Below are 24,963 nucleotides of genomic sequence, written 5' to 3'. Positions count from 1 at the left end.
GCCATGGCAGTATTATTTGGAACAGGTCGCTGTTTTGCCCTGGGGGCTGTATTGGCTTCCGCGCTCCTGTCCGGGCCCGCGCTGGCGCTGGCGCCCGAGCACGAGACTCGCAGATTGATGCTCGCTACCGAAGGGGCAGTGGTTGCGGAAAACTGGGGCGAGGCCGCTGAGTATCTGAACCGCTTGCAGCAACTGGAGGGTGAAAAGCCGGCCGATTACTATTTTTATCGGGGGCGGGTGATGCTGCAGTCTTCCCACCTGAACGAAGCCCAGTCTGCTCTTGAGACCTATGTGAGCCGCGCCGGCGCTGAGGGTGCCCACTACCAGGAATCCCTGCAGTTGATCACTTCCATTGAAAAGACCCGAAAGCAGAATGCCCTGGCCCCACAGGCAACCGGTGAGAGTGAACAGGTTGCGGTCATTGAGCCGGCGGGTGAGGGCCGTATCGAGTCTTTGCGCAAGCTGTATCTGGCAGATTCAGACCGCGAGGCACTGACGCTTCATATCAACAGCCTGCTCGAATTGGCTGGCTGGCGCCGTGATCAGGCGGTCGTGCGGCTCGATCGGCCAGCCGATGTTGAATACCGTCTTGGCACCCAGGGAGAGGAAATCCAGATTCAGGAACTGAAGCGCGCCGAGGATGGCCGGATACTGCGAAGCACAGAGACGATGTCGGTGTTTGGCATCAACCCCAGGGTGGAATGGCGTTGCGAGGCGACGGTCTCAACTTGCTGGGTCTATGACCCGAGGGATGGTTCCCGACTGCTTCAACTGGCCGAAAACCGGGAAAGGGCCCAGGAAATCGCCGAAACGCTCGGGCAGCTGATCCGTTCGCTTCAGGCGCCCTCGGGGGCCTGAGTCAATCGGAGAGATCACCACGCTCGCCTTCACGATAGGCGCCTGGCGTCACCCCGGTCCACTTCTTGAAGGCCCGATGGAAGGTTGAGGGTTCGGTGAAACCGACTTTGGCGGCGATGTCGTTAATAGGAAGTTCCTGCCGGCTCAGATAGTAAATAGCCATATCCCGGCGTAACAGATCCTTGATCTCCTGGAACGAGGTATTCTCCTGCTTCAGTCTGCGTCGCAGTGTCTGCGGGCTGGTATGCAGGCCCGCTGCAATCCATTCAAAATCCGGCAACGGCTTCGAAAGATCCCTGCCGATCAGCGCCCGAATGCGTCCCGTAAAGGTGTTACTCTCGTCCGGACGGGATAGCAGGTCTGCCGGGGAGGTCTTAAGGAATTGCCGCATCTCCGGCTTGTCGCGGATGACGGGCGCAGACAGGAAGCGCTTGTCGAAGGTGAGGGCGATTCTGTCAGACTCGAATGCCAGGGGGCAGTGGAAAATGTGCCGGTATTCGTCGCCATGGGCCGGCCGAGGGTAATCGAACTCGGCCTTCTCCAGCTCGATGGGTTGGCCGATGAGCCAACTGCCCAGTCGGTGCCAGATCACCAGAATACTCTCCCGCAGGAAAAAGCTCGGATCGTTGATCTCGCCCTCTATCCGGGTTACGAGCTGAGCCTTGTCCTTGCCAACCTCCAGTTCCATGGACACCATGGGTTCAAACAGACGGGAAAACTGGAAGGCCTGCCGGTATACAGATTCCAGATTGGGGCAGTCAATCACCAACGCGCACATGGTGGCAAAGGTTCCTGTTCGGGCCCTTCTGGGCCCCAGCCCCATGAACTCATCTCCCATGCGGTTCCAGAGCACCTGCATCAAATGGCTGAACTGATCACTGCTGACCCTCGCCATCTCGATGCGCAGCAGGTCGGGAGAGATTCCGGCTTCCCGGAGCATTTCACGGGTATCAAAACCAAGTCGCTCGGCGCCCACAAGGGCCGCCTGTACAAAGTGCTTCGAAACCGTCAGATCGGACATTACGCTCGCCATTCCATGAAAACGAAACCCATCATAAAACCCCGGCAGAACAATGCAACCGAAGCCGTTTGGCCACACTGGTAGAAACGGCCAATCGGAATGAAGGAACCGGCAGTTGGCCCGCTTGGCAAAACCGGGCAGCATGAAGGAAACGAATGCTATTTGCGTAAACCTGAGAATAAAAAGGAGATTATCATGGCGGGTCCTCTGACTTCGCTGAAAGTTCTGGATTTCAGCACCTTGTTGCCCGGCCCCTACGCCACCATGCTGTTGGCGGACATGGGGGCAGATGTATTGCGTGTGGAGGCACCGGACCGAGTGGATCTGACCCGGGTAATGCCACCCCACGATGCCGGCGTGAGCACGGCCCACGGGTTTCTGAACCGTGGCAAGAAGTCGCTCGGGCTTAACCTTAAAGAGGAGGGCAGCCGGGAGAAGGTTCTGGAATTGGTCAAGGACTATGACGTTGTCGTTGAGCAATTCCGGCCGGGAGTGATGGATCGGCTTGGTATCGGCTATGAAGCCCTCAAGTCGGTAAACCCTCGCCTGATCTATTGCTCCATCACCGGCTATGGCCAGACCGGCCCCTACAAGGATCGAGCGGGCCACGACATCAACTATCTCTCCCTGGCTGGAGTAAGCAGTCACTGCGGCCGGGCTGACAGCGGGCCGCCGCCGATGGGTATCCAGATTGCGGATGTGGCCGGCGGTTCACACCACGCCGTCATGGGCATTCTGGCCGCTGTTATCCATCGACAGCAGACCGGAGAAGGGCAGTTTGTTGATATCAGCATGACCGACGCCGCCTTCGCTTTGAACGCCATGGCCGGGGCCGCCTGCCTGGCTGGTGGCCAGGAGCAGAAGCCGGAGAGCGCATTGCTCAACGGCGGCTCATTCTACGACTACTACCAGACCAGCGACGGTCGCTGGCTCTCGGTAGGCAGCCTCGAACCCCAATTCTCCGCCCGCCTGTGCGACACCCTCGGTATTTCCGATATGAAAAGCCTGGCCATGAGCCAGAAGCCCGAGCATCAGCAGCAACTTAAAGCCGCCATCAAGGCAAAAATTGCTGCGAAACCGCTGGCCGAGTGGCAGGAGATCTTTGCCGACCAGGACGCCTGCGTGGAGCCGGTTCTAACGATCTCGGAGGCGGCCAAGCATCCACAACTTAAAGCGCGGGATATGGTGATTGGAGTTGACCGGGGAGACGGCACTCAGCAGCCGCAGATCGGATTCCCGATAAAGTTTGAAAAAACGCCATCGCAAACGTCCCGGATCGGGAAAATGCTTGGGGCTGATAATGATCAGTTTCTTTAGAAGAAAATAACGTGAATAAGTGTTCAGTTTTGTCTGGCTGAAAAGGAGGGCTCTGCTAATTTTATAGATGTCACCGGACATGGTGAAAACGTAGTGAACAAATACAAGGAAAACACTATGAAGCTCAGGAAAACACCGAGTGGCAGACATGCCCTCAGTCTCACTGTCGCCCTGCTTGGCAGTACCTTGCTGGCGGGTTGTTTTGACAGCGACAATGACTCTTCTGGACCCTCACAGGCTGAGGTGGATCCCAATCTCTTTCCTTCGGATGGTCAGCTTGAGGCAACCATTCGTCGAACAACGGGTGGCGTTCCTCACATTGTTGCTGATGACCTGAAATCTGCCGCGTTCGGGCACGGATACGCTCAGGCTCAGGACAACGTCTGTATGCTGGCGGAGGCCGTCGTCAAGGCCCGAAGCGAAAGGGCGAAGTATTTTGGACCGGGGCCGGATGCAGGATTTGGCGTCGGTATCAATGTCGTCAATGACTTCAGCTTCAAGGCCCAACAGATATACGCAGGCGCTGAGGCCGAGTTCCCCACGTTAAGCCCGGAGAGCCGTGCGCTTATTGAGGGCTTTACGGAGGGGTATAACCGCTACGTTAACGAAACCGATGCCTCCCAGTTCCCGGCAGAGTGTGCGGATCAGGAATGGGTGCAGCCGATAACTCCGGTGGATCTGCTGGCCCATTATCGCATTGTCGGCCAGTACGCGAGCGGTGCGTTATTCGCGACGGGGGCCGTGTTCCTCGCAGTCCCACCAACAGCGAGTCCTGCACCTACACCAGTAAGCTCGGTGACCAATGCTGAGGAAGTAAACAACCTACTCAAAAGCGTTGTGGCTACCGCAGAGGCCGGCGCGAGATCACAGACCAATTTCGCGGATATGGGCCTTGCCAGCAACGCGTGGGGTATTGGTAGCGAGTTGACCGAGCAGGGACGGGGCGCTCTGTTGGCGAACCCCCATTTCCCTTACACAGGACATCGGCGCCTCTACGAGGTTCAGATGACCGTGCCGGGTTATCTGAATGTTCATGGCGCTGGACTGCTGGGTACGGCAATTCCGCTGATCAATTTCAACGAGAATCTTGCCTGGTCTCACACGGTTACGACCAGTCGCCGCTTTACCTGGTATGAGCTGGTGCTGAAGGATGATGGAGAATTCCTGACATACGTGAAGGACGGGGTTGAAAAGCCGATCACCACTGAGACCTATCAAATCGAGGTCGACATGGGGATGCCGCAACCTGTTGTGCTGGAGAGAACCTTCTATTTCTCCGAGTATGGTCCCATGATCGCCGCCAATGCCGTCAGCAATCAGCTGCCAGCCTGGGGTGACAACGGTGCCCTGAACGCGTCTTCAATGGTTGCTCACACCTATCGTGATGCCAATGCCAACACGGGCGGTCTTCTGGACACCTGGTTGGGCATGAGCCGAGCCAGCAACCTTGAAGAGTTCCAGAGTGTCTTCCAGAACTGTGGGTCGACCCTCTGGACCAATACTACCTACGCTGATGACCAGGGTAATGCGTTCTACATTGACAGCAGTTCGGTACCAAATCTCTCCGAAAAAGCTATCGCCCTCGTTAATTTGAGAAGAGCGAGTAGCGACGCTTATGCCGGTCTATTTGATCAAGGCGTGACACTACTGGATGGCAGGCTTTCCCAGGAGGACTGGGTTGAGACAGCATGTGGTCCTCTGGTTCCCTATGACCAGAAGCCGAAGCTGGTAAGATCGGACTGGGTGCAGAACTCCAACAGCAGTTACTGGTCAACCAATCCGGACGAGTTCCTGACAGGCTTTTCACCTCTGTTTGGTGATGAAAAGGCGCCTATCAATCCCCGTACGCGCCTGGGCATCAAGATGCTGCAGAATCTGATGGATCCTGGCTTCCCGGACGCGCCGCTACCAGCAGGGCAGGATGGCAAGTTCAGCGCGGAAGAACTTATTGGTGTGATCTGGAACAACCGGGCATGGTATGCAGAACAGTTCCTCCCGGAGCTTCTGCAGCGCTGTGATGCCATCGGCACCACCGCGGTGAACGGTGTCGATTTGTCGTCCTGGTGTCAGTCTCTGAGCAACTGGGATGGGCTATACAACCGGGATAGCGTCGGTGCTCATATCTTCCGTGTTTTCATGGCTAATTATCGCAACGAACTGGACTCAGATCTGACGACGCCTTTCAGCCCGGCTGATCCGGTAGGCACGCCTGCGGATCCCTCAGAAACGAACGCAGGGACAGCAAGCGACACGATGCTTCTGGCGCTTTCCGATGGTGTGGCTGCTCTGCAATCTCAGGGAATTTTGCCGACTGATGCCCTTGGAAGCCTTCAGTATTACCGCGCTTCCGGTGGCGTGGCCCCAGGCTCCGGCGCGACACCAGTGTTCCAGACTCAGCCAATTCCCTGGCACGGTGGTGACGGCAACATAGATGGAGCGTTCAACGCGATCGGTGTGGTGACGGATCCGTTCCTGGAAGACACGCGTTTCCCGCGGATTGCACCGTCAACGATCGACAATACTGCCGGATTGTCTGACGGAACGGATGGCATTGATGGCTGGTTGATGGCCAGAGGTACTAGTTGGCATTTTGGTCTGGAGTTCACGGACAACGGTCCGGAGGCTTATGGCCTTGTGAGTTATTCGCAGTCCACAGACTCCATGTCACCTTTCTTCAGTGATCAAAGTGAACAGTATTCCAACAAGGAGTTCCGCCAACTGTTCTTCACGGAAGAGGACATTCAGGCGAATCTGTTGCCACAAGGTCAGACTGTTATTTCTTCGGATTGAGAAACAGTCCACTATGAAAACGCCGCACCCTAACAAGTGCGGCGTTTTTCGTTGCTATTGGTCATGTCGTTGAGAACAAATGGCAGTGCCATCTAAGCTCTCGCAACGCCTGAAATCTCCACGCCTTTACTGCCTATCCTGCCCGACACCACCCCCTTCGCTGGTCAGCTGAGGGCCGTTAACAAGCCTCATGATAAGAACTTCTCTAGAAAACGTGAGCCGCTGAAATCGACGCATGAGTTGTGGGACGTGTGGGCTGTTCGGAATATTGATTGTTCGTGTCTGATCCATGTCGGGCATCGTCCAAAAAAAAAGCCCCGGCGATGCCGGGGCTTGGTAGACAGAAGCCAGTCCTTACGGAGCAGCCTGCTCGTCCTGATCGAGTGCGTTGGCCAGAGTCGGACTGGTTCCCAGTGCATCGATGTTGTTGGGGGAAGCTGGCACGTTGCCGCCGCTCAGAGCTTGCGCTGTTTGCGTGACCATTACCGTAAAGGCGTCACTGGTAACGGCAAACCCACCCGGGCAAGCATCATTTGGCGCTTGAGGCGCTACAAAAGTACCGTGATTGGCGGTAGAGCACGGGTTGCTGCCGTCAAAGAATACTGCGACCGGAGTGGCTGAAGCCCCAGAGACGTCTTCGCTCTGAAGGAGGTTCAGGTCAGCTCCATCGGCAAGATTGGTTCCGCCTGCTCCCAGATCCAGCAGTGCCATCAGAGGCTCCGTGCCAGTCAGCGGTGCGGAGAATGCGGGGCTGAGTGGATTAACGTTAGCTTCGTTCGGTACGGTGCTGTCTCCAACCACCTCAGTGACAAGCAGGTTTCCAGTGGAGGCGCCAAGAGACTTGGCAAAGTTCACTGGATCACCAGCATCAGAGATTGACTGGAACACGTAGAAGAAGCTCTCGAAAGCAGAGGTTCCCTGGGTTACACCTGCATTAGCCAGTCCACCAAGAACTTGGCCGGAGAAGGCCGGTGAGTTCTCAATCAGGCGAGTTACTTGGCCGCTCGTGTTGTGCAGAACAACCGAGCCAAGGGTCGGGAACGTAAAGTTATTAAGGGGAGCCCCGGCATCCTGATAGGTCTGATTCAGCACCCCGTTCAGGCTGCTGTTAGCCAACGCTGAGAAAACGGTTCCAGAAATACCGCCGAGGGAGTGACCAATGAAGTTCACATTGATTCCCGGACCAACGAGATCAAAGGGTTGATAGTCGCCATTAATGTCAAAGGTTTGGATTGACGCTGCCACGTTAAGGAGATCAACGACGCCCTGACGCAGGTTATCGCGGCTGTTCATCATATTGAGAGGATTGATAAACAGGCTACCTGATGAGATGTCTGCCAGAGGGGCTGGTACCGGCTGCAGAGATGCATTTGCGGTATACCCAAAGTGTCGCTCGCCGATGTAGTCAGCAGAAATCAGCGCATTGAGTTGTGCGATGACGGGTGCGAGGGCTGGATTGTTCTGCGCCTCAAGTCCCTGAATCGTAGCCTGTACGGTGGTTGTCAAAGTCTCTTCGTCGAGCTCTGATAGGCCAGCAACCCTGCCTACGCTCGCTCCAGCAAGCCCGTGCAGAGGCTGATCGATTGCTACAACCGTTTGGCAGGCACTTTGTGCCAACAGAATGGCGGGCAGCATTGAGACACTCCGATCTACGGTAATGCCATGCTGGAAAATAGTTACGCCGTTGGGCTTAAATCCTCCCGTTGGGTCTTGATCAACGCAAGACGCTGGGCGCGAATCCGTTGAAGGATTAAACACCACGACTGGTACAGTAGTATCGGCTTTTTTCTGCGGGAATGGGAAGTAGCCATTCACGTTCAGTGTGCCGTCGATATCACGAAGGAAGGAGAAAATTGTGTCTCCCGGAGTCAGATTCTCATTCAGGCCAGCTTCCATGCTTGTGTTGCCTGTCCAGCTGCCTGTGACAATTCCGGCTCCGGTTTCGCCAGGAAGACTCTGGTAGTAGGGCAGGGTGATCGCGCCCTGATGTACTTGAACCTGGGCTGCCGCCTGTGCAATTGGGTTTGTAGGATCTTGTGCTGCCAGACCCTGAATGGTTGCCAGATCTGCCGCCTCAGTTTTCGGATAGAAGAACGAAGGGCGTGGTACTGGCAAGTGAATCGTGTCCCCGATTTCCGGAACAATGGCCTGCGTAAGCGTCGTCTGCGGAGTCTGTGTTCCGTCAGCCGTCAACACATCTTGCACGTTAGACAATGCCGTAACGGCGGCGATTTCTTGCGCACTCAGAGTTGAAGGGTCAAGTTGGCCAGCGCCGAGTTGACCGGCAATCTCGGTGATTTCACCAAGCTTTGTTGTAAGTTGGGAGAAGTTGAGAGTGGGGTAGTTGTCTCTGATTGCTTTCAATTGGGCAGTGAAGCCAATCTTTTGCCCCAGTCCCGACGCATATGCCGCCGGCGCCATCATCGCCCGAAGAACGTCAGTGTCAGAGTTGGTTGTGAATGTGTAAGCCAGCGCAGATTCAGAGCCTGTCTGCATCTGAGCAAGGAATCCGTTCGCCAGCTGGTCAGCAGTCTGCAGAATGGTTTTCACGTTGCCTAGTGCGGGGTTGCCCAGCACGCCATCTGCTAGAGCGACATCCTGAACGGAACGCTCAATTGGCTTACCGTTTGCACCCTGGACGTCGTCAGTGACAACAACCAGGTATTTCTGACCTTCAGTCAAAGGTTCAAGCGGAACAACGCGGATAGCGTTGTTTGTGCCGCCATCAACACTTACAGGGTCCGCGCGGAAATTAGGCTGCTCAAGTCCCAAGCCCTGACCAAAGGGATTACTTGCAACGATGCTGGTCGGGTTGGTGTTCGGAAGAGCTTCAGGAGCCGAATCAATTGCAGGGCCAACGTTAAGTGGGAGCAAAAATACTGTCGCGTTTGCCATGACGGTCGCTGGATTCAGCTCACCGTCAAACTTCAGGGTAAAGGCGCCTGAAGTGGAAAAACCCGAGAGATCGTTAACAGCGTCATCTGCCGGAGTGTTGCCAGTTGAAAGGCCTGTAAAGTCATAGTTGGCGCTCTGGGTTGCGCCCAACAGCAGGATCAGGTCGGCATTGATCGGGAACGCAGGCTCTTCCGCAATCGGGTTAGGGTTGTAGATCGGACGAACAATCGACCGGTCAATCGTCGTATCTTCAATCTGGTAGTCCGGATTGGCATTCGCCCCCGTCTCGCCGCTATCAAAGCAGCCTGTGAGTCCAACGGAAGACGCCACGGCAAGACTTATTAGAGTTTTCTTGAACATGGGTGGAACCTTTTCCTGTTGTTGTGTCGTTATGTTCGGCAGCTGACGGGGCCGGTCTGATCCGGTAAGCCCGTTGTCAGTGGCCTGTTCTGCTTAAACTGTTGTCTGAAATTGTAGCCAGCGCTGTAAGCCAATTTCTGTATCTCTGACTATAGCGACAGTATGGCAAGTGTTGATCAGCCAAAAGTGTGATTCTGGTGGTTGGAGTCCTCCCCGCACGATTGGAGTTCGGCCTTTGAGAAAAATAGTTGCCGGATAACGGTTTGTCGAGGTCCGGCAACAGGGAAATTGGGGCCTGGTCGACGTTTATTCGAAGCGCGAGAAATCCGGTTGGCGTTTTTCCATGAAGGCCCGGAAAGCTTCGGCAGCTTCGGGGGATTTCAACCGTTCGGCGAAGAGCTGTCCCTCCTCCAGCATGGTTTCCCGGAGTGCTTCCATGGTTGGCTTGTTCAGAAGCGCCTTGGTGGCCCGAATCGCTGCCGGGGCTTTTTCAGTGAGCCTCTGGCAGGCTTCGAAGGCATTGGCTTCCGTTTGCCCAGGCTCGCAAACCCGGTTGATCAGGCCAAGCCGAAGAGCTTCTTCCGCGGAGAAGGCGCCACCAAGCATCAGAAGTTCGGCGGCGCGCACCCGGCCGATCCAGGAAGGTAGCAACAGGCTTGAGCCACCTTCGGGGCACAGGCCGAGGCTGGCAAAGGGCATCTGGAATGCCGTGTTGTCGCCGGCGAACACCAGATCACAGTGCAGCAACATGGTGGTGCCGATGCCGACGGCTGCGCCGTTGACCGACGCCACTACGGGTTTGTTAGCACTGGCCAGCAGTAAAAGAAAACGGCCAACAGGCGTCTGCTCGAAATCACCCGGTAGGCCTGCGGCAAATTCTCCCAGGTCGTTGCCTGCGGTGAAGCACTCGCTGGTGCCGGTGAACAGCACGCACCGGATGTTGGTGTCATCCGTGGCCTGTTCCAGCGCGTCGCCCATGGCTGTATACATCGCGTGGGTAAGGGCGTTCTTGCGTTCTGGCCGGTTCAGTCGGACGATGAGGGTCCGGTCTTTGATTTCGGTGTGGACGAGGTCAGTCACGGCGTCTCCTGGGGTGTTATTATCGTTTGGTTAGGATGATACCTTTTTCTGTTGGCGTTTTTCACGGGTTTTAATCCTTGTTTCGCCATCTGTCGAATCACTCGCCAAACCGATTTTCTGGTAAACTCTCGCCTCCCGATTTCTGATGACACGACATAACGATATCAAGCTGATGAGGCGCCTATGACCACCGTAATCCGCCAGGACGACCTGATTGAAAGCGTAGCGGACGCGCTGCAGTTCATTTCCTACTACCACCCGAAGGATTTCATCCAGGGCGTCTATGAGGCCTACCAGAAGGAAGAATCCCAGGCGGCCAAAGATGCCATGGCCCAGATCCTGATTAACTCGCGCATGTGTGCCCAGGGCCACCGCCCGATCTGTCAGGATACAGGCATTGTGACGGTATTCGTGAATGTCGGCATGAACGTCCAGTGGGACTGCGATATGCCGCTGGACGACGTAATCAATGAAGGCGTCCGTCGCGCTTACACCCACCCGGACAACGTGCTGCGTGCTTCGGTACTGGCCGACCCGGACGGCAAGCGCCAGAACACCAAGGACAACACCCCGGCCATCATCCATTACAAGATTGTTCCGGGTGATACCGTAGAAGTGCACGTGGCTGCCAAGGGTGGCGGTTCTGAAGCCAAGTCCAAGTTTGCGATGCTGAACCCCTCTGACTCAGTCGTGGACTGGGTGCTGAAGATGGTCCCGCAGATGGGTGCTGGCTGGTGTCCGCCGGGCATGCTGGGTATTGGTATCGGTGGCACCGCCGAGAAGGCGATGGAGCTGGCCAAGGAATCCCTGCTGGACCCGATCGATATTCACGACCTGAAAGCCCGGGGCGCTTCCAATCGTGCCGAAGAGCTTCGTCTGGAACTGTTCGACAAGGTCAACGAGCTGGGCATCGGTGCTCAGGGCCTGGGCGGTCTCACCACGGTTCTGGATGTGAAGGTGAAAGACTATCCGACCCACGCGGCCAACAAGCCAGTGGCCATTATCCCGAACTGTGCGGCAACCCGTCACGCCCACTTTACCCTCGATGGAACCGGGCCTTCCCTGCAGACGCCGCCAAGCCTGGACGATTGGCCGGAAATCACCTGGGAAGTGGGTGAGAACGTCCGTCGTGTGAATCTGGATACCGTCACTCCGGAAGACGTGAAGGACTGGCAGCCGGGAGAAACCGTTCTGCTTTCCGGCAAAATGCTGACTGGCCGCGATGCTGCCCACAAGAAGATGGTAGACATGATCGAGAAAGGCGAAGAGCTGCCGGTCGATCTGAAGGGGCGCTTCATTTACTACGTGGGCCCGGTTGATCCGGTGCGTGAAGAGGTGGTTGGCCCCGCAGGCCCGACCACTGCCACACGTATGGACAAGTTTACCCACACTATGCTCGAGAAGACTGGCCTCACCGGCATGATTGGTAAAGCCGAGCGCGGTCAGGTGGCCATCGATGCCATCAAGGAATTCGGCGCGGTTTACCTGATGGCCGTGGGCGGTTCCGCCTACCTGGTCTCCAAGGCCATCAAGAACGCCGAAGTGGTCGCCTTCCCGGAGCTGGGTATGGAAGCCATCTACGAGTTCGAGGTGGAGGACATGCCGGTCACTGTCGCCGTCGATTCCCGCGGCTCGTCTGTGCACCAGACAGGGCCTGCGGAATGGCACGAGAAGATCATTGCTGCCAAAGCGGTCTGATCTCCGGAAGTCGCTGAAAAAAGAGAAGGGCCAGACGAATGATCGTCCGGCCCTTTTTCGTTCTGTTGCTGCAGATCTATCAGCTTGAACAGCTGATATTCAGGTGCTTGCCCCAATCCGGCGGCAATGCCGCATAAGCCTCGTTCTCCGGTTGCTCGTCATAGGGCCGCTCAAGCACCTTCAGAAACGCTTTCATCGGCTCGTAATCCCCGTTCTGGGCTTCCTGGATGACCTGCTGGGCCAGGTAGTTCCTCAGCACATACTTTGGATTCACGCGGCGCATGGCGTATTCCCGCTCATCGTGAGCACGGGTTTCGTACAGTAGTCGTTCCTCATAGCGCTCCAGCCACTGGTCCGCCACGCTCCGATCGACAAACAGATCACGCACCGGCCCATGGCCATGGCTATGCAGATTGGAAAGCGCCCGGAAGAAGGCGGTGTAGTCGACATGATGCTCGTGCATCATGCTGAAGGTATCCATGATCAGGCTCAGGTCTGCTTCATCCTCAATGGTAAGGCCCAGCTTGTCCCGCATGTTCTGGAGGAAGCGCTCGTTGTAGGCCACTTCATAGCGGCGAAGCCCCCGGCGCACATCGTCTTCCTCCATCACGGGAAGCAGGGCTGTCGCCAGATAACGGCAATTCTCAAATCCGACTTGCGGCTGACGATTGTAGGCGTAGCGCCCGCCCTGGTCGGTATGATTGCTTATATAGCCGGCATCGAAATCATCGAGAAATGCGTAGGGGCCGTAGTCAAAGGTGTCGCCGATGATCGACATGTTGTCACTGTTCATCACGCCGTGGCAGAAGCCCACCGCCTGCCAGTCCGCAATCGTTCGTGCCGTCCGCTCGACCACTTCCTCGAACCACCGGCTGTACCGTTCGTCATCGGGCAGATTGATCAAGTGGGGGAAGTGTAACGAGATCACGTGTTCGAGTAGCGTCTTGACGGTTTCAGGCCCCTCGTGGTGGGCGGCGAACTCGAAGTGCCCGAAGCGAATGTGCGTTTCGGCTACTCGCACAAGTGCCGCTGCTGTTTCGATGGACTCCCGGCGCACCGGGTCTCTGGCGCTCACCATGAAAAGGGCCCGGGTGGTCGGGATGCCAAGGCCATACATGGCCTCGCTGCATAGATGCTCGCGAATGGTGGAGCGAAGCACGGCGCGGCCATCGCCAAAGCGGGAGTAAGGGGTCATACCGGCGCCTTTGAGGTGCCAGTCCCAGCGTCGTCCATCAGGACCAATGGTTTCCCAGAGGAGCAGGCCACGGCCGTCGCCGAGTTCCGGGTTGTAGACGCCGAACTGGTGGCCGGTGTATTTCATGGCCACCGGGTCCATACCCTCAAGCAGTTCAGACCCCGCACCCACGCCGGTCCAGTCGGATTCGGAATCGGCCCGAAATCCCATCTGGGCTGCGAGTTTGTGGTTGAAACACACCATCTTCGCGTCTTTCAGGGGTGAGGGCTGAACCCGGGTGTAAAAACTGTCCGGGAGCTCCAGGTAGCGATGCTCTATTCGAAAATCGTTGCCACTCATAAAACGCCTATACTCCCATTGGTATGAATTCTGCTGCCGTCTCGCTTAAGTCACCCATTAAACTGGAAACCCAACGTGTCTGATCGCTCACTAAAACAAACCGTCAGTGCCCTGATTCAACAGGAGGGCCTGCCCGACGCCTACGCCGAAACGGTGGAAAAAACCATTCTGCCGCTGGCAGACCGAATCTGTGCGCTCCATGATACGGAAAAGCGGCCCATTGTGGTTGGTATTCACGGAGCCCAGGGCACAGGCAAGTCCACGTTGACCCTTTTTTTACGGGAAATTCTGCTCCGGCACCGCAATCGCCCCACTGCCAATTTCTCCCTCGATGATATTTACCTTACCAGAGCCGAGCGTGAGGCCCTTGCCCGGCGGGTACATCCGTTATTTAAGACCCGGGGTGTGCCAGGAACCCACGACGTAGCGTTGGGCCAACAGATTTTGCACCGTCTGCGCAGTGCGGGGCCCGGAGATGCCACGCCCATTCCAGCCTTCGACAAATCAAGGGACGACAGGGTTCCACGTGAGCATTGGCCTGTTTTCGGAGGAAGGGCAGAGATCATTCTTCTGGAAGGCTGGTGCCTGGGCGCGCGACCGGAGATAGACAGTGCGCTGAGTGAGCCGATAAATCCTCTGGAGGCGAACGAGGATCCTGACTGCGTCTGGCGCAGGTATGTTAATGAGCAGTTGAAAGGGGAATACCAGGCGTTTTTTGGTCAAATCGATTGTCTGGTTATGTTGAAGGCTCCCTCCATGGAGTGTGTGCTTGAGTGGCGTCGACTCCAGGAGCAAAAGCTGGCGACGAAAATCCGTAATGCACCAGAAAAGGGCGAGCTCCATGGTGGTGCACAGGATCTGCGCATCATGAACGACGAAGAAATCGGTCGCTTCGTCATGCACTATGAACGCGTTACCCGATCCTGTCTCGCTGAAATGCCGGGCAGGGCTGATGTTCTTATCAACGTGGCCGAGGACCACTCCCTCGGTCTTCCGCAGTTCCGTGAGTCTTGACGGAGAACGGCCATGGCCCGACCTCATTTGATTATCTTTTCCGACCTCGATGGCACCCTGCTTGATCACGATGATTACCGTTGGCAGGCCGCCGGTCCAGCCCTCGACAGGCTGAAGGCAGCCCAGATACCCCTGGTGCTTAACTCCAGCAAAACCATGCCGGAGATCCGGGCGTTGAGGGAAGAGCTTGGAAATAACGATCCGTTCATAGTCGAAAACGGTGCAGCCGTGGTTATTCCGCCCCATGCACTGGGTAATGCCGAAGAAGAAGTGGTGAATTTTGGTGCAACCCGGGATCGGGTTCTTGAGGTGCTTGGCGCTCAACGTAAGAGGGGAGCTCGATTCACGAGCTTTGCCGACATGTCCGCAAACGAGCTGGCGGCAGAGACGGGCCTGGATTCGGCGGCAGCCGTGAGGGCCAAAGAGCGGCTCGGGACCGAACCATTGCTCTGGCAGGGATCGGAAGAGGCGCTGGCGGAATTTGAGGCGGCTATAGGCTCGGAGGGCCTTCGACTAGTAGCCGGAGGACGTTTTCTTCATGCCATGGGGATATTCGATAAAGCCGATGGGGCCCGGTTCTTGCTAAACAAATACAGAGAGCAATACCGGGAGCAGTATGGCGATGCGCACGTGTTGGCCATTGCCCTGGGTGACAGCCCCAACGATCAGCAGATGCTGGAATCGGCCGATATACCGGTGGTAATCCGGGGTGTCAAAAGCGATGAAGTGCGGCTGCCTTCGGCAAAGCACGCCATGCGCTCCCTCAAGCCCGGCCCTGAAGGCTGGAATGAGTGCGTACTCAATCTCCTGTTTGAGTACGGGTACTGACCCGTTTGAATGCGGGTATAAACGAGGAGAGCCGCCATGGGCGACTTTTACCAGAATGGCATTATCACAACCCTTCATAACCTTGTTCGGCGTCCCGTGGAGGACCTGGAAGCGGAGCTGATGAGCTTTCGCAAGGCCCGGCCAATGTCACTGGTGTTGCCGTCGCTGTATTCGGAGCTGGAGGGGCCGGCCCTGAAAAATATTGTGCACGAGCTGGGCAAGGTGCCTTATCTGGATCAGGTGGTCATTGGCCTCGACCGTGCCAATGAGGAGCAATACCGCCACGCTCTGGAATATTTCTCGGAGCTGCCTCAGAGCTTCAAGGTGCTCTGGAACGATGGGCCCCGCCTCAGGAGTATTGACCTGAAGCTCAGGGAGCAGAACCTGGCGCCGACGGAGATGGGCAAGGGCCGAAACGTCTGGTACTGCTTTGGCTATGTACTGGCCTCCGGTGTCAGCAAATCCGTTGCCTTGCACGACTGCGACATCCTTACCTATTCCCGGGATCTAGTGGCCCGCCTGATCTACCCTGTGGCCAATCCCGGCTTCAACTACATGTTCTGCAAAGGCTATTACGCCCGTGTCGCCGACGGGAAAATGAACGGACGGGTGAGCCGGCTACTGGTGACGCCGCTGATCCGCGCACTGAAGAAAGTCTGTGGTCCCAACGATTTCCTCGACTACCTCGACAGTTACCGCTACCCCCTGGCCGGGGAATTCTCATTCCGCACCGACGTGATCAATGATCTGCGCATTCCCAGTGACTGGGGTCTGGAGATCGGTGTGCTTTCGGAGATGAAGCGCAACTACGCCACCAACCGCCTTTGCCAGGTGGACATTGCCGATGTCTATGATCACAAGCACCAGGAACTCTCGGCGGAGGATGTCAGCAAAGGGCTGTCCAAAATGAGCATGGATATCGCCAAGGCCCTGTTCCGGAAGCTGGCGACCAACGGCGAGATTTTCTCCAATGAAAAATTCCGGACCATCAAAGCCACGTATTTCCGCATTGCCCTGGATTTCGTGGAGACCTACCAGAATGACGCCATTATTAACGGATTGACGTTTGATCGGCACAAGGAGGAGAAAGCCGTGGAGCTGTTTGCCCAGAACGTGATGCGGGCCGGCGCCTATTTCCTCGATAATCCGATGGATACACCCTTTATTCCCAGCTGGAACCGGGTCACAAGCGCCATTCCCGACATCAAGGAGCAGTTGCTGGAGGCGGTCGAACTGGATAACGAGGAATTCAAGCCATGACCCAGCCTCTGAAAGCGAAGCTGGTGTCCATGCTGGAGGTGGTTTACCCGGAGCTGGACTGTGACTTTCTGGCCGAGCAGTTATTGACCACCATGGGGCTGGCGCCCAACCAGGAACCGCCGCCTGCGCATCAGAATAACTGGGACGAATCGGATGTGGTGTTGATCACCTACGCCGATACGGTGCAGCAGGCGGACGAAAAGCCGCTGCAGACCCTGCATCGGTTTCTCGGCGATTGTCTGTCGGATTCCATTTCGTCGGTACACATACTGCCGTTCTTCCCTTATAGCTCCGATGATGGCTTCTCGGTCATGGACTATCTGGCGGTGAACGAGTCCCATGGAAATTGGGAGGATATCGAGAGTATCGCCAGGGACTATAAGCTGATGGCGGATCTGGTCATCAACCATATGTCCGCACGCAGCCGCTGGTTCGAGAACTTCCGCAAACGGGTGGATCCGGGCAAGGATTATTTCTTCGAGGGTAATCCGAGAGACGACCTGAGTGCCGTGGTGCGTCCCCGTACCTCACCGCTCCTGAACCCGGTCCAGGCCGACGATGGCGAGCGGTATGTCTGGTGTACCTTCAGCGAGGATCAGGTCGATCTGAATTTTGCCAATCCGAAGGTGCTGATCGAGTTCGCTGCAATCATCCGGCGCTATCTGGAACGAGGCATTATCATTTTCCGGCTTGATGCCGTCGCCTTTCTCTGGAAGGAACCGGGTACGCCCTGCATTCATCTGCAGCAAACCCATGAGCTGATCAAGATCCTCCGGCTGCTGATCGAGCATCACAGCCCTGATGCCGTGGTGATTACCGAGACCAACGTACCCAACCGGGAAAACCTGACCTACTTCGGCAACGCCAACGAAGCCCATGTTATCTACAACTTCTCGTTGCCACCCCTGCTGATCAATACCCTGGTGACCGGTGACTGCAAGCACCTGAAAACCTGGCTGATGAGCATGCCGCCGGCCCAGATGGGCACCACCTATCTGAACTTTATTGCCTCCCATGATGGTGTTGGCATGCGGCCGACGGATGGTCTGCTGACGGAAGAGGAAAAGCAGCGGCTGATCAACACCATGGATTCCTTTGGCGGCAAGGTTTCCTTCCGGCGCACGCCGGATGGTCGGGATCAGCCCTACGAAATCAATATTGCCCTGTACGACGCACTTCAGGGCACGGCGGAGTCGGGGCGGGATCACTGGCAACTGCAGCGTTTTATCTGCGCGCACACCGTGATGCTGGCCCTGGAGGGCATTCCCGCGTTCTACATCCACAGTCTGCTGGCGACGGAAAACGATCTGGAGCGAGTGGAGCATACCGGTCGGCTGCGGTCCATCAACCGCAGTCAGTGGCAACTGGACGACCTGGAGCAGAAGCTCGCGGACCCCCTGAGCCATCACAGCAAAGCGTTCCAGGAGCTGAAGCGTTTGATCGCCATTCGGCGCAAACAGCCGGCGTTTCATCCGAATGCCACCCAGTTCACCCTGCATCTTGGGCTTCAGTTGTTCGGTTTCTGGCGCCAGAGTATGCGCCGGGATCAGTCCATCTTCTGCATTCACAATATCAGCAACGAAGTGCAACAGGTTGCCCTGAGCGACATCAATCTGATTGGTACCGATCACTGGCAGGACCTGATTTCCGGGATGACCATCGATGATCTTTCCGGCTCTATCACCCTGAAGCCATACCAGAGCGTGTGGTTGTCCAACCTGGAAGTTACCGTCTGATCATCTGACAACGTCATTTGTGCAATGCTCGAAAAACATAGGGTATCCTGTGCCCATATGAGCAAGGCCGAGACGTGATACATGATCAAAGCAATCAAGGTAACCGGGGGCAACCTCAACTGGGAATCCTGGGAAGGGCCGGGGGAGCCGCCGGAGGACCACGTTGAAATTGAGGTTGTCTGGACAGCCATCAACCGTGCCGACCTGATGCAGCGGGCGGGTGTCTACCCACCCCCGCCGGGCGCGTCTGACATTCTGGGGCTGGAAGTCAGCGGACGCATTGCCTCGGTGGGATCAGGGGTAACCCGTTTCAAGCCCGGTGACGAGGTCTGCGCCTTGCTCACGGGCGGCGGTTACGCGACCCATGTTGTCGTGCCCGAAGTTCAGGTTTTGCCTATCCCCAAGGGTTTGTCACTCGAGAAAGCTGCGGCCATTCCCGAGGTGCTCGCCACGGCCTGGCTGAACCTTTACCACGAAGCGGCACTGAAACCGGGCGAACGGGTGCTTCTGCACGCAGGCGGAAGCGGTCTCGGCACCGCTGTCATTCAGTTGGCAACGGCCTTCGGTAACCCGGTCTTCGCCACTGCCGGTGACAAAGTCAAGCTGGAGGTTTGTCGGAAGCTGGGGGCCAGCGGTGTCTGGAACCGGAATGACGGTTCCTTTGTGGAGGCCGTTACAGCCTGGGGCGGAGTCGATATGGTTCTGGACCCGGTTGGTGGCAGCTACATTGCCGAAGACCAGCGGGTTCTGAATGTCGATGGCCGGATTGTACTGATCGGGCTGATGGGCGGCCGGATGGCCGAGGTGGATCTGGGCATCATGCTGGTCAAACGCCAGCGTATTATCGGTTCCACACTCCGCTCCCGAACGGTCGAGGATAAGGGTGAGGTCATGCAGGCGCTCTACCGGCATGTCTGGCCGCTGCTGGCCGCCGGCCAGATTGAGCCATTGATCGATAGCACCTGGCCGATCGAACAGTTGGAAGACGCGATGGCCTATGTGGCCGAGAATAGAAATACCGGCAAGGTGCTCCTGAAGATTGCCGACTGAGCAGGCAGCCTGTCGCGCCTTCCTGGATTCGTTAGTCTGCGATATGAACCAGCTGCTTGCCGAAGTTCTGGCCCTTGAGCATGCCCTTGAAGGCGTCAACGGCATTTTCCAGCCCTTCGGCAACAGTTTCCCGATATTTCAGTTCACCGGAAGCGACCCGTGAGGCCAGAATGTCGGTGATCTCCTGGTGCTGGTCCTGCCATTCGGTCACCAGGAAAAACCGGTGTTCGGGTACTGGGTCCAGTGCCTTGAGGACGTGAAACGGGGTTTCCACGCTGGCCATATCCGTCGCATTGTAGGCGGATACGAAACCGCAGATGGGCACCCGGGCGCCCGTGTTCAACAGCGGTGCCACGGCGCGCGTCACGGCACCACCCACGTTTTCAAAGTAGATATCGATGCCGTCAGGGCAGGCCGCTTTCAGGTCTGCTTCCAGATTGCCGGCCTTGTAATCCACACAGGCGTCGAAACCCAGCTCATTGACCACGTAATTGCACTTTTCGGGGCCGCCGGCAACGCCAACAACCCGGCAGCCCTCTGATTTGGCAGTCTGGCCAACGACGGTTCCTACAGGCCCGGAAGCGGCAGAGACAACCACGGTTTCGCCGGCTTTCGGCTTACCCACGTACATCAGGCCGCAGTACCCCGTGCGCCCAGGCATACCGGCAACGCCGAGATAGGCTTGCAGGGGTACGTTGTCTCGCTGCTGAATCTTGTACACCATCGGCGCATCGCCCGGGAAGGTAACGTATTCCTGCCAACCGGAATAACAAGTGACCAGATCACCGACCTTCAGGGCGTCCGAGCGGGATTCCACCACCCGGGCAACGCTCTCGCCGACAATTGGCTCGTCGATGCCGATAGGGTCCATGTAACCTTTGGCATCGTTCATACGAGGGCGCATGTAAGGATCCAGCGACAGCCAGAGCACCTGTGCGACCACCTCACCCTCATTGGGGGAGCGAACGGGGCGCTCTTCCAACACCAGATCGCCTTGTTGAATTTCACCCTGGGGGCGCTGTTTGAGTACAACGGCTCGGTTCCTGTATTCGCTCACTTGTTCTCTCCGGTTGCATAATGAAACCAGATTAGGGTGCAGCAGATTCCGGTGCCGGTCAACCTTCTGGCCATGGCGATGTGATTGAAATGTTTTGCATCAGTTGTAGCGATCTGCAACAAATGCAATAATCTGTAGCAAGTAAGCAGGTATCTTATCTGGAGGTCACCATGACAACCGCTGTTCGTCTTGACGACACATTAGTTCGCCACGCTGCGGCGGAAGGTGCGGTCCATCGACGCTCGACACCCAAGCAGATAGAGTACTGGGCCGAGATAGGGCGTGCCGTCGCCAGCGACGTGAGCGCCGAAGATCTGATTGCCATTCTCCAGGGTATTCGGCAGGTGAGGGTTGAGCCGGTGGTGGCCGAGCCGGTTTCCAGCGATGACCTCTGGGCTGAGGTGGATCAGGCCCGGGCAAGTGGCGAACTGGAGCGCTCTATCAGCCGCGGGCGTACGGTGTATCAGGCGTCTGGAGAGAAACCGGGCTATCTGGAAGCCATATATCCGGATGGCTCCCGGGAAATCGGTCAGTTTCGCAATGGACGCTTTGAGGCACTGAGTGACCGTGACAACGCAGCCTGAGCTCTGGCTGCTGGTTGGCGGTAACGGTGCGGGCAAAACCACATTTTATGAGCGGTTCCTGGCCCGCCGGAAGATTCCGCTGGTAAACGCCGATAATATTGCCCGCAGCATGTGGCCGGACGCGCCCGAAAAGCACAGTTACGAGGCAGCACTGATTGCGGAAAGGGAACGGCTCAGGCTGATTGAGGAGAGGCAGACCTTCTGCTTCGAAACCGTCTTCTCCCACCCCTCGAAAGTGGATTTTGTCGGGACAGCCAAAGCCGCCGGATTTCGGGTTCGGATGTTTTACTTCCATCTGGAATTGCCCTCCCTGAACAAGGCGCGGGTCGCTTCCCGGGTAACAGCCGGCGGCCACAACGTCCCAGAAGCCAAGATCGAGTCAAGGATTCCACGAACGCTGGCGAATCTGCGCCAATGCATTGGTCTGGCGGACGAATTGCACCTGGTCGATAACTCGCGCCTTGATCAGCCTTACGTACGCGTCGCGGTCTGCGAAAATGGGCAGTGGTGTGCCTTGCAGGATAATTTGCCGCAGTGGGCAAGTGATCTGATTGATCGCTGATCATTCACCCTGGCCAGCTGTCCGGCACTACGAATAAGCGATTGGTTTCCTGCCAGAGGCCGGTGACGGAATTCTGCTTCAGCTTCGCGAACAAGAGCGGGATCTCGGCGCGTTCGATGGTGGCCAGTGCGGCATTCACTGCATCAGGAGCGGGGGATTCGTATTGACGCCACGGGCCGATCCAGTGGGGTTTGTTCAGGAGCACCCAACCGGGAAGGTCCGATGATTCAACCTGTGAGAGGTAGCACCACTGGCCTCGAAGGTGATTTGCAGGCACGGACTGTGGGGCGCTCACCTGTGTTCCGGTCGGGTAAAAAAGGTATCCGGGCATGAAAATGCGGGGCATGACAGGTTCTTTGATACCCATGTCTGCCAGCAGCGCCCTGGCTTCGGGCAGCGTGGTTCGCTGGCTTTGCAAGCGCAACATCCGATCTGCTTTCAGGTCCAGCCGATCCCGGGCGTTCGGTCCATACCACAGGGTTCTCTCGCTGTGCTCCGGAACCCCTAGGTAATACTTGATGGCAATTTCGTGGTGCTCAATTCGATCTTCATTCCGATTGTGCACGACAAAATCCAGTTCGCCGATGGTTCGCCCGTTGGACTGTATCTGTTGGTTTTGAAGCAGAACTTCCCAGCCCAGCAGATCTTCCAGCAATACCCGGTAAAGCCGTTCGAAGTAGAACCCGAGCCGTTTCTGGGGCGGTTCTCTCAGCAGAGGCGGTGCTGTTTGCGGATTGTGATCCCAGGCTTTAATTTTTTCCGTTACATCATCAGGCAGAAAGCGACCTGGCTCAAACGTCAGCGGTGACTGCAACAGCTGAGGTGCCTGGCATATCCAGGCAAGGTGTCGGACCGCGGGGGTGGTCAGCTCAGAAGCAGAGTAGGGGGCTGTTTTTGCATCCATATGGCCAGAATACCGTAAACTGTCCGCAAGGCACGATGATCAGTTCACTTCACTTCACTTCTGAAGGAGGCTACATGCAATATCTTCACACCATGATCCGGGTGAGTAATCTGGAAGAGACGCTGCATTTCTTTTGCGATTTGCTGGGAATGATTGAAATCAGTCGCAAGAGTAGCGACAAAGGCCGGTTTACCCTGGTTTTCCTGGCTGCGCCGGAAGACGAGGCGCGTGCCCGAGAAGACCGGGCGCCGATGATCGAGCTCACCTATAACTGGGATCCTGAAGAGTACACTGGCGGGCGCAATTTTGGCCACCTTGCTTACCGGGTGGACGACATTTATGCGCTTTGCGAGCACCTCAAATCCAATGGCGTAACCATTAATCGCCCGCCCCGTGATGGGCATATGGCTTTTATCCGGACCCCGGATAACATCTCTATCGAGCTTTTGCAGAAAGGTGAGGCGCTTCCACCGAAAGAACCCTGGGCCAGCATGGAAAACAATGGTACCTGGTGAGCCCTGCAGGCGGGCCGCCGCGTGGGGCCAGAGCGTGATACAATAACAATCCGCAACAAAGCTTTCGCATCAGGATGATGCATCAAGAACATGGAGACGTTCGATGGACGATTGGCAAGGATGCCTGGATCCCCAGTGCCAGACCGCTTTACTACGAGCCCGGGAAAGCGTTGAACGCCGTGGCGGCTCGGTGATTACCGCTGAAGACTACCTGCTTGCCCTGCTGGACTCTGTACCCGATATTGTCCGCTTTTTGCGGGGCTGCGGCGTGGATATGGATGAACTCATCCGCACCATTCAGTGCGAACAACCGATAGTGACGGAAGTTGGTGGTGAAGGACAGTTGTCATCCCAGTTGATGTATTGGTTCGCATCGGCCAGGGAAACCAGCAATTCCCCATGGCTAGGGTGGTCGCAGCTGCTTGCGACGTTGGTTCGCCACGCGGAGCGGCTGCAGGAAAAAGCCTATGTGGCAGTTTTCGAGCTGGTCCCTCGCTGGCCCGATCCTTCCGAAGAGCGGGAGCCGGCTCCGATCGATGAATTCCAGAGAGCTCCTGTGGTTGTCACTGATTCCGCGTGGGTTGAGCTGGCGGAGGACGTTGCGATCAGTCTAGCGGCATCCCCGTCAGCCATGCTCTGGGTCCGGGGTGATCGGGGTTCGGGTAAAACAGCGTGGCTGCAATCACTGCTACCGACACTGGAACTCGATTATGTTGAGCTGGACCTCCGCCGTGAAGCGGAAATCATGGCCAGTGATCTTCCGGTTCTTCCAGAGCGCCGGGCGCAGGGCGAGACCGGTGAGGGTGCATCGCGCTGGCCGGTCCTTGTGCTGGACAATGTCTCACCCGCAGATCTCATTGCGCTGATGAATCTGCCCGATGGTTTGGCCTCTGAGTTGTTGCTGCAATGGGCCGGGCCGATTCTACTGCTGGGTCCCGGCGAGGCCGCCGACAGCAGTTCGGCCGCCACACTCCAGCATCGCCTGGGCCGTACCCTCGACATCTTTGCCATGCCGGCTTCCAGCGTTGTCCAACGGCAGGCTATTCTGACGGCACATCAGGCCGCCTTAGAGAAGCAATGGAATATCCAGATTCCTCGCTCCGTGATCCGGTTTGCGGCCTCTCGCCGAAGCCGTTGTGTGAGCACTCCCGGAGGAATGCTCCAATGGCTGGAGCGCTCGGCTGCCAGGCTCAATCTCTTTGCTCGAAGGGGCCCGGCCGAGGCGGTGGCCCTGTCCGGGCAGGAAGACACTCTGCGACGTCAGTCGCTGGTGGCCCTGGCCCGCAAGGAGCCTCTTGACGATATCGAAGCATCGCTGGGAGAGATACAGCTTCATCGGGTGGCGGCAGAGGTGGCCTGGCATGAGCGTAAGGCGGCCGGCACCTTGCGTCAGCTTTCTGCTGAAGATTTACGACAGGAACTGGAGCGCTGGGTTGCAGCGCGACCCGGGCCGGTTCACTATGTGCTGCATTGTAATCAGCAGGATGGAGATTCAGCGGGTGCAGGATCTGGAAATTTACATTCGTGATCTGGAACCGGGTGCGGTGTCAGGGTGGCTAGAGAATCACCTGGACGAACTGGAACTCGATGATGGTGAGGCGACACGCGTGATCAAGGGCGTTGGCCGCTACGAGGGCGAAAGACTTCGGATATCGCTTTATCCCGGAGCTTTCGGGAAACGATTTACGTCACTGGTTATTGAAGGCCCCAGGGTGCCCTGGAACAGTGATCTGGACTGCGCGCGCAGTGCCTGGCGTGCAATGGATACCGAGATTCGTTGCAGCCCGGGAGACTGGACAGAAGGGGAGCCTGTAGAGGATGAGAAATGGTGGCGATTGGACCACCGGGGCGAGCAACAGGTCGTCTGGAACTGAAAGAGGCAGCCCGTGGGCTGCCTCTC

Annotated in this window: 20 protein-coding genes; 14 read left to right on the top strand and 6 right to left on the bottom strand. The window is 57.0% G+C overall.

Translation table 11 applies throughout. The annotated features are described in order from the left end of the window. The first annotated feature begins 3 nt into the window (after positions 1-3). Positions 4-858: a hypothetical protein gene (locus tag GJU83_RS11845; protein ID WP_153634467.1), complete on the top strand. Its 855-nt coding sequence runs from the start codon at positions 4-6 to the stop codon at positions 856-858. A gap of 1 nt (position 859) precedes the next feature. Here GJU83_RS11845 and GJU83_RS11840 read toward each other — a convergent pair whose 3' ends face one another. Next, on the bottom strand, positions 860-1,879 hold the full coding sequence (locus tag GJU83_RS11840) for an AraC family transcriptional regulator (protein WP_153634466.1): 1,020 nt from the start codon (positions 1,877-1,879) through the stop codon (positions 860-862). 195 nt (positions 1,880-2,074) lie between these two features. Here GJU83_RS11840 and GJU83_RS11835 point away from each other — a divergent pair, with 195 nt between their 5' ends. Next, complete coding sequence (locus tag GJU83_RS11835) at positions 2,075-3,196, top strand: CaiB/BaiF CoA transferase family protein (protein WP_153634465.1); 1,122 nt, start codon at positions 2,075-2,077, stop codon at positions 3,194-3,196. 117 nt (positions 3,197-3,313) lie between these two features. Beyond that, positions 3,314-5,986: a penicillin acylase family protein gene (locus tag GJU83_RS11830; protein ID WP_069184928.1), complete on the top strand. Its 2,673-nt coding sequence runs from the start codon at positions 3,314-3,316 to the stop codon at positions 5,984-5,986. A 354-nt stretch (positions 5,987-6,340) separates the two neighbouring features. On the opposite strand, the gene GJU83_RS11825 is transcribed toward GJU83_RS11830, so the two are convergent. Both GJU83_RS11825 and GJU83_RS11820 read right to left on the bottom strand, forming a co-directional pair. Beyond that, positions 6,341-9,241 (bottom strand): MECDP-synthase, encoded by a 2,901-nt coding sequence (locus tag GJU83_RS11825; RefSeq protein WP_069184927.1) that lies wholly within the window; start codon positions 9,239-9,241, stop codon positions 6,341-6,343. Positions 9,242-9,547: 306 nt separating this feature from the next. Continuing rightward, positions 9,548-10,321 (bottom strand): enoyl-CoA hydratase, encoded by a 774-nt coding sequence (locus tag GJU83_RS11820; protein WP_069184926.1) that lies wholly within the window; start codon positions 10,319-10,321, stop codon positions 9,548-9,550. Between the two features lie 183 nt (positions 10,322-10,504). Between GJU83_RS11820 and GJU83_RS11815 the strand changes: the two genes are divergently transcribed. Then, entirely contained in the window at positions 10,505-12,019 is a 1,515-nt protein-coding gene (locus GJU83_RS11815) for a fumarate hydratase (RefSeq protein ID WP_008170439.1), read from the top strand. Positions 12,020-12,098: 79 nt separating this feature from the next. On the opposite strand, the gene GJU83_RS11810 is transcribed toward GJU83_RS11815, so the two are convergent. Further along, complete coding sequence (locus GJU83_RS11810) at positions 12,099-13,553, bottom strand: protein adenylyltransferase SelO (RefSeq protein WP_069184925.1); 1,455 nt, start codon at positions 13,551-13,553, stop codon at positions 12,099-12,101. Between the two features lie 75 nt (positions 13,554-13,628). Here GJU83_RS11810 and GJU83_RS11805 point away from each other — a divergent pair, with 75 nt between their 5' ends. From GJU83_RS11805 to GJU83_RS11785, 5 genes are all read left to right on the top strand, one after another. Further along, positions 13,629-14,567, top strand: coding sequence for a hypothetical protein (locus GJU83_RS11805; protein WP_153634464.1), 939 nt, complete (start codon positions 13,629-13,631; stop codon positions 14,565-14,567). Between the two features lie 12 nt (positions 14,568-14,579). Beyond that, on the top strand, positions 14,580-15,395 hold the full coding sequence (locus GJU83_RS11800) for an HAD-IIB family hydrolase (RefSeq protein ID WP_153634463.1): 816 nt from the start codon (positions 14,580-14,582) through the stop codon (positions 15,393-15,395). A gap of 36 nt (positions 15,396-15,431) precedes the next feature. Next, positions 15,432-16,655, top strand: a complete 1,224-nt coding sequence (locus GJU83_RS11795; protein WP_153634462.1) for a glycosyltransferase family protein — start codon at positions 15,432-15,434, stop codon at positions 16,653-16,655. Then, entirely contained in the window at positions 16,652-18,391 is a 1,740-nt protein-coding gene (locus GJU83_RS11790; RefSeq protein WP_153634461.1) for a sugar phosphorylase, read from the top strand. Before GJU83_RS11795 ends, GJU83_RS11790 begins: the two co-directional genes overlap by 4 nt. Positions 18,392-18,475: 84 nt before the next feature. Next, entirely contained in the window at positions 18,476-19,441 is a 966-nt protein-coding gene (locus tag GJU83_RS11785) for an NAD(P)H-quinone oxidoreductase (protein WP_370686084.1), read from the top strand. Between the two features lie 31 nt (positions 19,442-19,472). On the opposite strand, the gene GJU83_RS11780 is transcribed toward GJU83_RS11785, so the two are convergent. Further along, entirely contained in the window at positions 19,473-20,498 is a 1,026-nt protein-coding gene (locus tag GJU83_RS11780) for an NADP-dependent oxidoreductase (RefSeq protein ID WP_153634460.1), read from the bottom strand. Positions 20,499-20,668: 170 nt separating this feature from the next. On the opposite strand from GJU83_RS11780, the gene GJU83_RS11775 reads away from it, so the two are divergent. Further along, entirely contained in the window at positions 20,669-21,082 is a 414-nt protein-coding gene (locus GJU83_RS11775; protein ID WP_153634459.1) for a TA system antitoxin ParD family protein, read from the top strand. After that, positions 21,066-21,644, top strand: coding sequence for an ATPase (locus tag GJU83_RS11770; RefSeq protein WP_069184917.1), 579 nt, complete (start codon positions 21,066-21,068; stop codon positions 21,642-21,644). Before GJU83_RS11775 ends, GJU83_RS11770 begins: the two co-directional genes overlap by 17 nt. A 4-nt stretch (positions 21,645-21,648) precedes the next feature. On the opposite strand, the gene GJU83_RS11765 is transcribed toward GJU83_RS11770, so the two are convergent. Then, entirely contained in the window at positions 21,649-22,548 is a 900-nt protein-coding gene (locus GJU83_RS11765) for a DUF1853 family protein (protein WP_153634458.1), read from the bottom strand. 74 nt (positions 22,549-22,622) lie between these two features. Between GJU83_RS11765 and GJU83_RS11760 the strand changes: the two genes are divergently transcribed. From GJU83_RS11760 to GJU83_RS11750, 3 genes are all read left to right on the top strand, one after another. Then, positions 22,623-23,063 (top strand): VOC family protein, encoded by a 441-nt coding sequence (locus GJU83_RS11760; protein WP_153634457.1) that lies wholly within the window; start codon positions 22,623-22,625, stop codon positions 23,061-23,063. 103 nt (positions 23,064-23,166) lie between these two features. Further along, the gene (locus GJU83_RS11755) at positions 23,167-24,591 is read left to right on the top strand and encodes a hypothetical protein (RefSeq protein WP_153634456.1); all 1,425 of its coding nucleotides are present in this window, start codon (positions 23,167-23,169) and stop codon (positions 24,589-24,591) included. Then, a complete protein-coding gene (locus GJU83_RS11750; protein WP_153634455.1) occupies positions 24,563-24,937 on the top strand; it encodes a hypothetical protein in 375 nt (124 codons plus the stop codon). Before GJU83_RS11755 ends, GJU83_RS11750 begins: the two co-directional genes overlap by 29 nt. Positions 24,938-24,963 lie beyond the last annotated feature (26 nt).

Origin of the sequence: Marinobacter salsuginis, assembly GCF_009617755.1 — a bacterium.
GTDB lineage: Bacteria > Pseudomonadota > Gammaproteobacteria > Pseudomonadales > Oleiphilaceae > Marinobacter > Marinobacter salsuginis.
The sequence above is the reverse complement of the archived record's forward strand: the minus strand, read 5'-3'. Positions and strand labels throughout refer to the sequence as shown.

Bases quoted from the DNA above. Each gene is read 5' to 3' on its own strand.
- GJU83_RS11830 (WP_069184928.1), top strand. From the start codon at position 3,314: ATGAAGCTCAGGAAAACACCGAGTGGCAGACATGCCCTCAGTCTCACT.
- GJU83_RS11800 (WP_153634463.1), top strand. From the start codon at position 14,580: ATGGCCCGACCTCATTTGATTATCTTTTCCGACCTCGATGGCACCCTG.
- GJU83_RS11790 (WP_153634461.1), top strand. From the start codon at position 16,652: ATGACCCAGCCTCTGAAAGCGAAGCTGGTGTCCATGCTGGAGGTGGTT.
- GJU83_RS11795 (WP_153634462.1), top strand. From the start codon at position 15,432: ATGGGCGACTTTTACCAGAATGGCATTATCACAACCCTTCATAACCTT.
- GJU83_RS11810 (WP_069184925.1), bottom strand. From the start codon at position 13,553: ATGAGTGGCAACGATTTTCGAATAGAGCATCGCTACCTGGAGCTCCCG.
- GJU83_RS11765 (WP_153634458.1), bottom strand. From the start codon at position 22,548: ATGGATGCAAAAACAGCCCCCTACTCTGCTTCTGAGCTGACCACCCCC.
- GJU83_RS11760 (WP_153634457.1), top strand. From the start codon at position 22,623: ATGCAATATCTTCACACCATGATCCGGGTGAGTAATCTGGAAGAGACG.
- GJU83_RS11755 (WP_153634456.1), top strand. From the start codon at position 23,167: ATGGACGATTGGCAAGGATGCCTGGATCCCCAGTGCCAGACCGCTTTA.
- GJU83_RS11845 (WP_153634467.1), top strand. From the start codon at position 4: ATGGCAGTATTATTTGGAACAGGTCGCTGTTTTGCCCTGGGGGCTGTA.
- GJU83_RS11815 (WP_008170439.1), top strand. From the start codon at position 10,505: ATGACCACCGTAATCCGCCAGGACGACCTGATTGAAAGCGTAGCGGAC.
- GJU83_RS11775 (WP_153634459.1), top strand. From the start codon at position 20,669: ATGACAACCGCTGTTCGTCTTGACGACACATTAGTTCGCCACGCTGCG.
- GJU83_RS11825 (WP_069184927.1), bottom strand. From the start codon at position 9,241: ATGTTCAAGAAAACTCTAATAAGTCTTGCCGTGGCGTCTTCCGTTGGA.
- GJU83_RS11835 (WP_153634465.1), top strand. From the start codon at position 2,075: ATGGCGGGTCCTCTGACTTCGCTGAAAGTTCTGGATTTCAGCACCTTG.
- GJU83_RS11840 (WP_153634466.1), bottom strand. From the start codon at position 1,879: ATGTCCGATCTGACGGTTTCGAAGCACTTTGTACAGGCGGCCCTTGTG.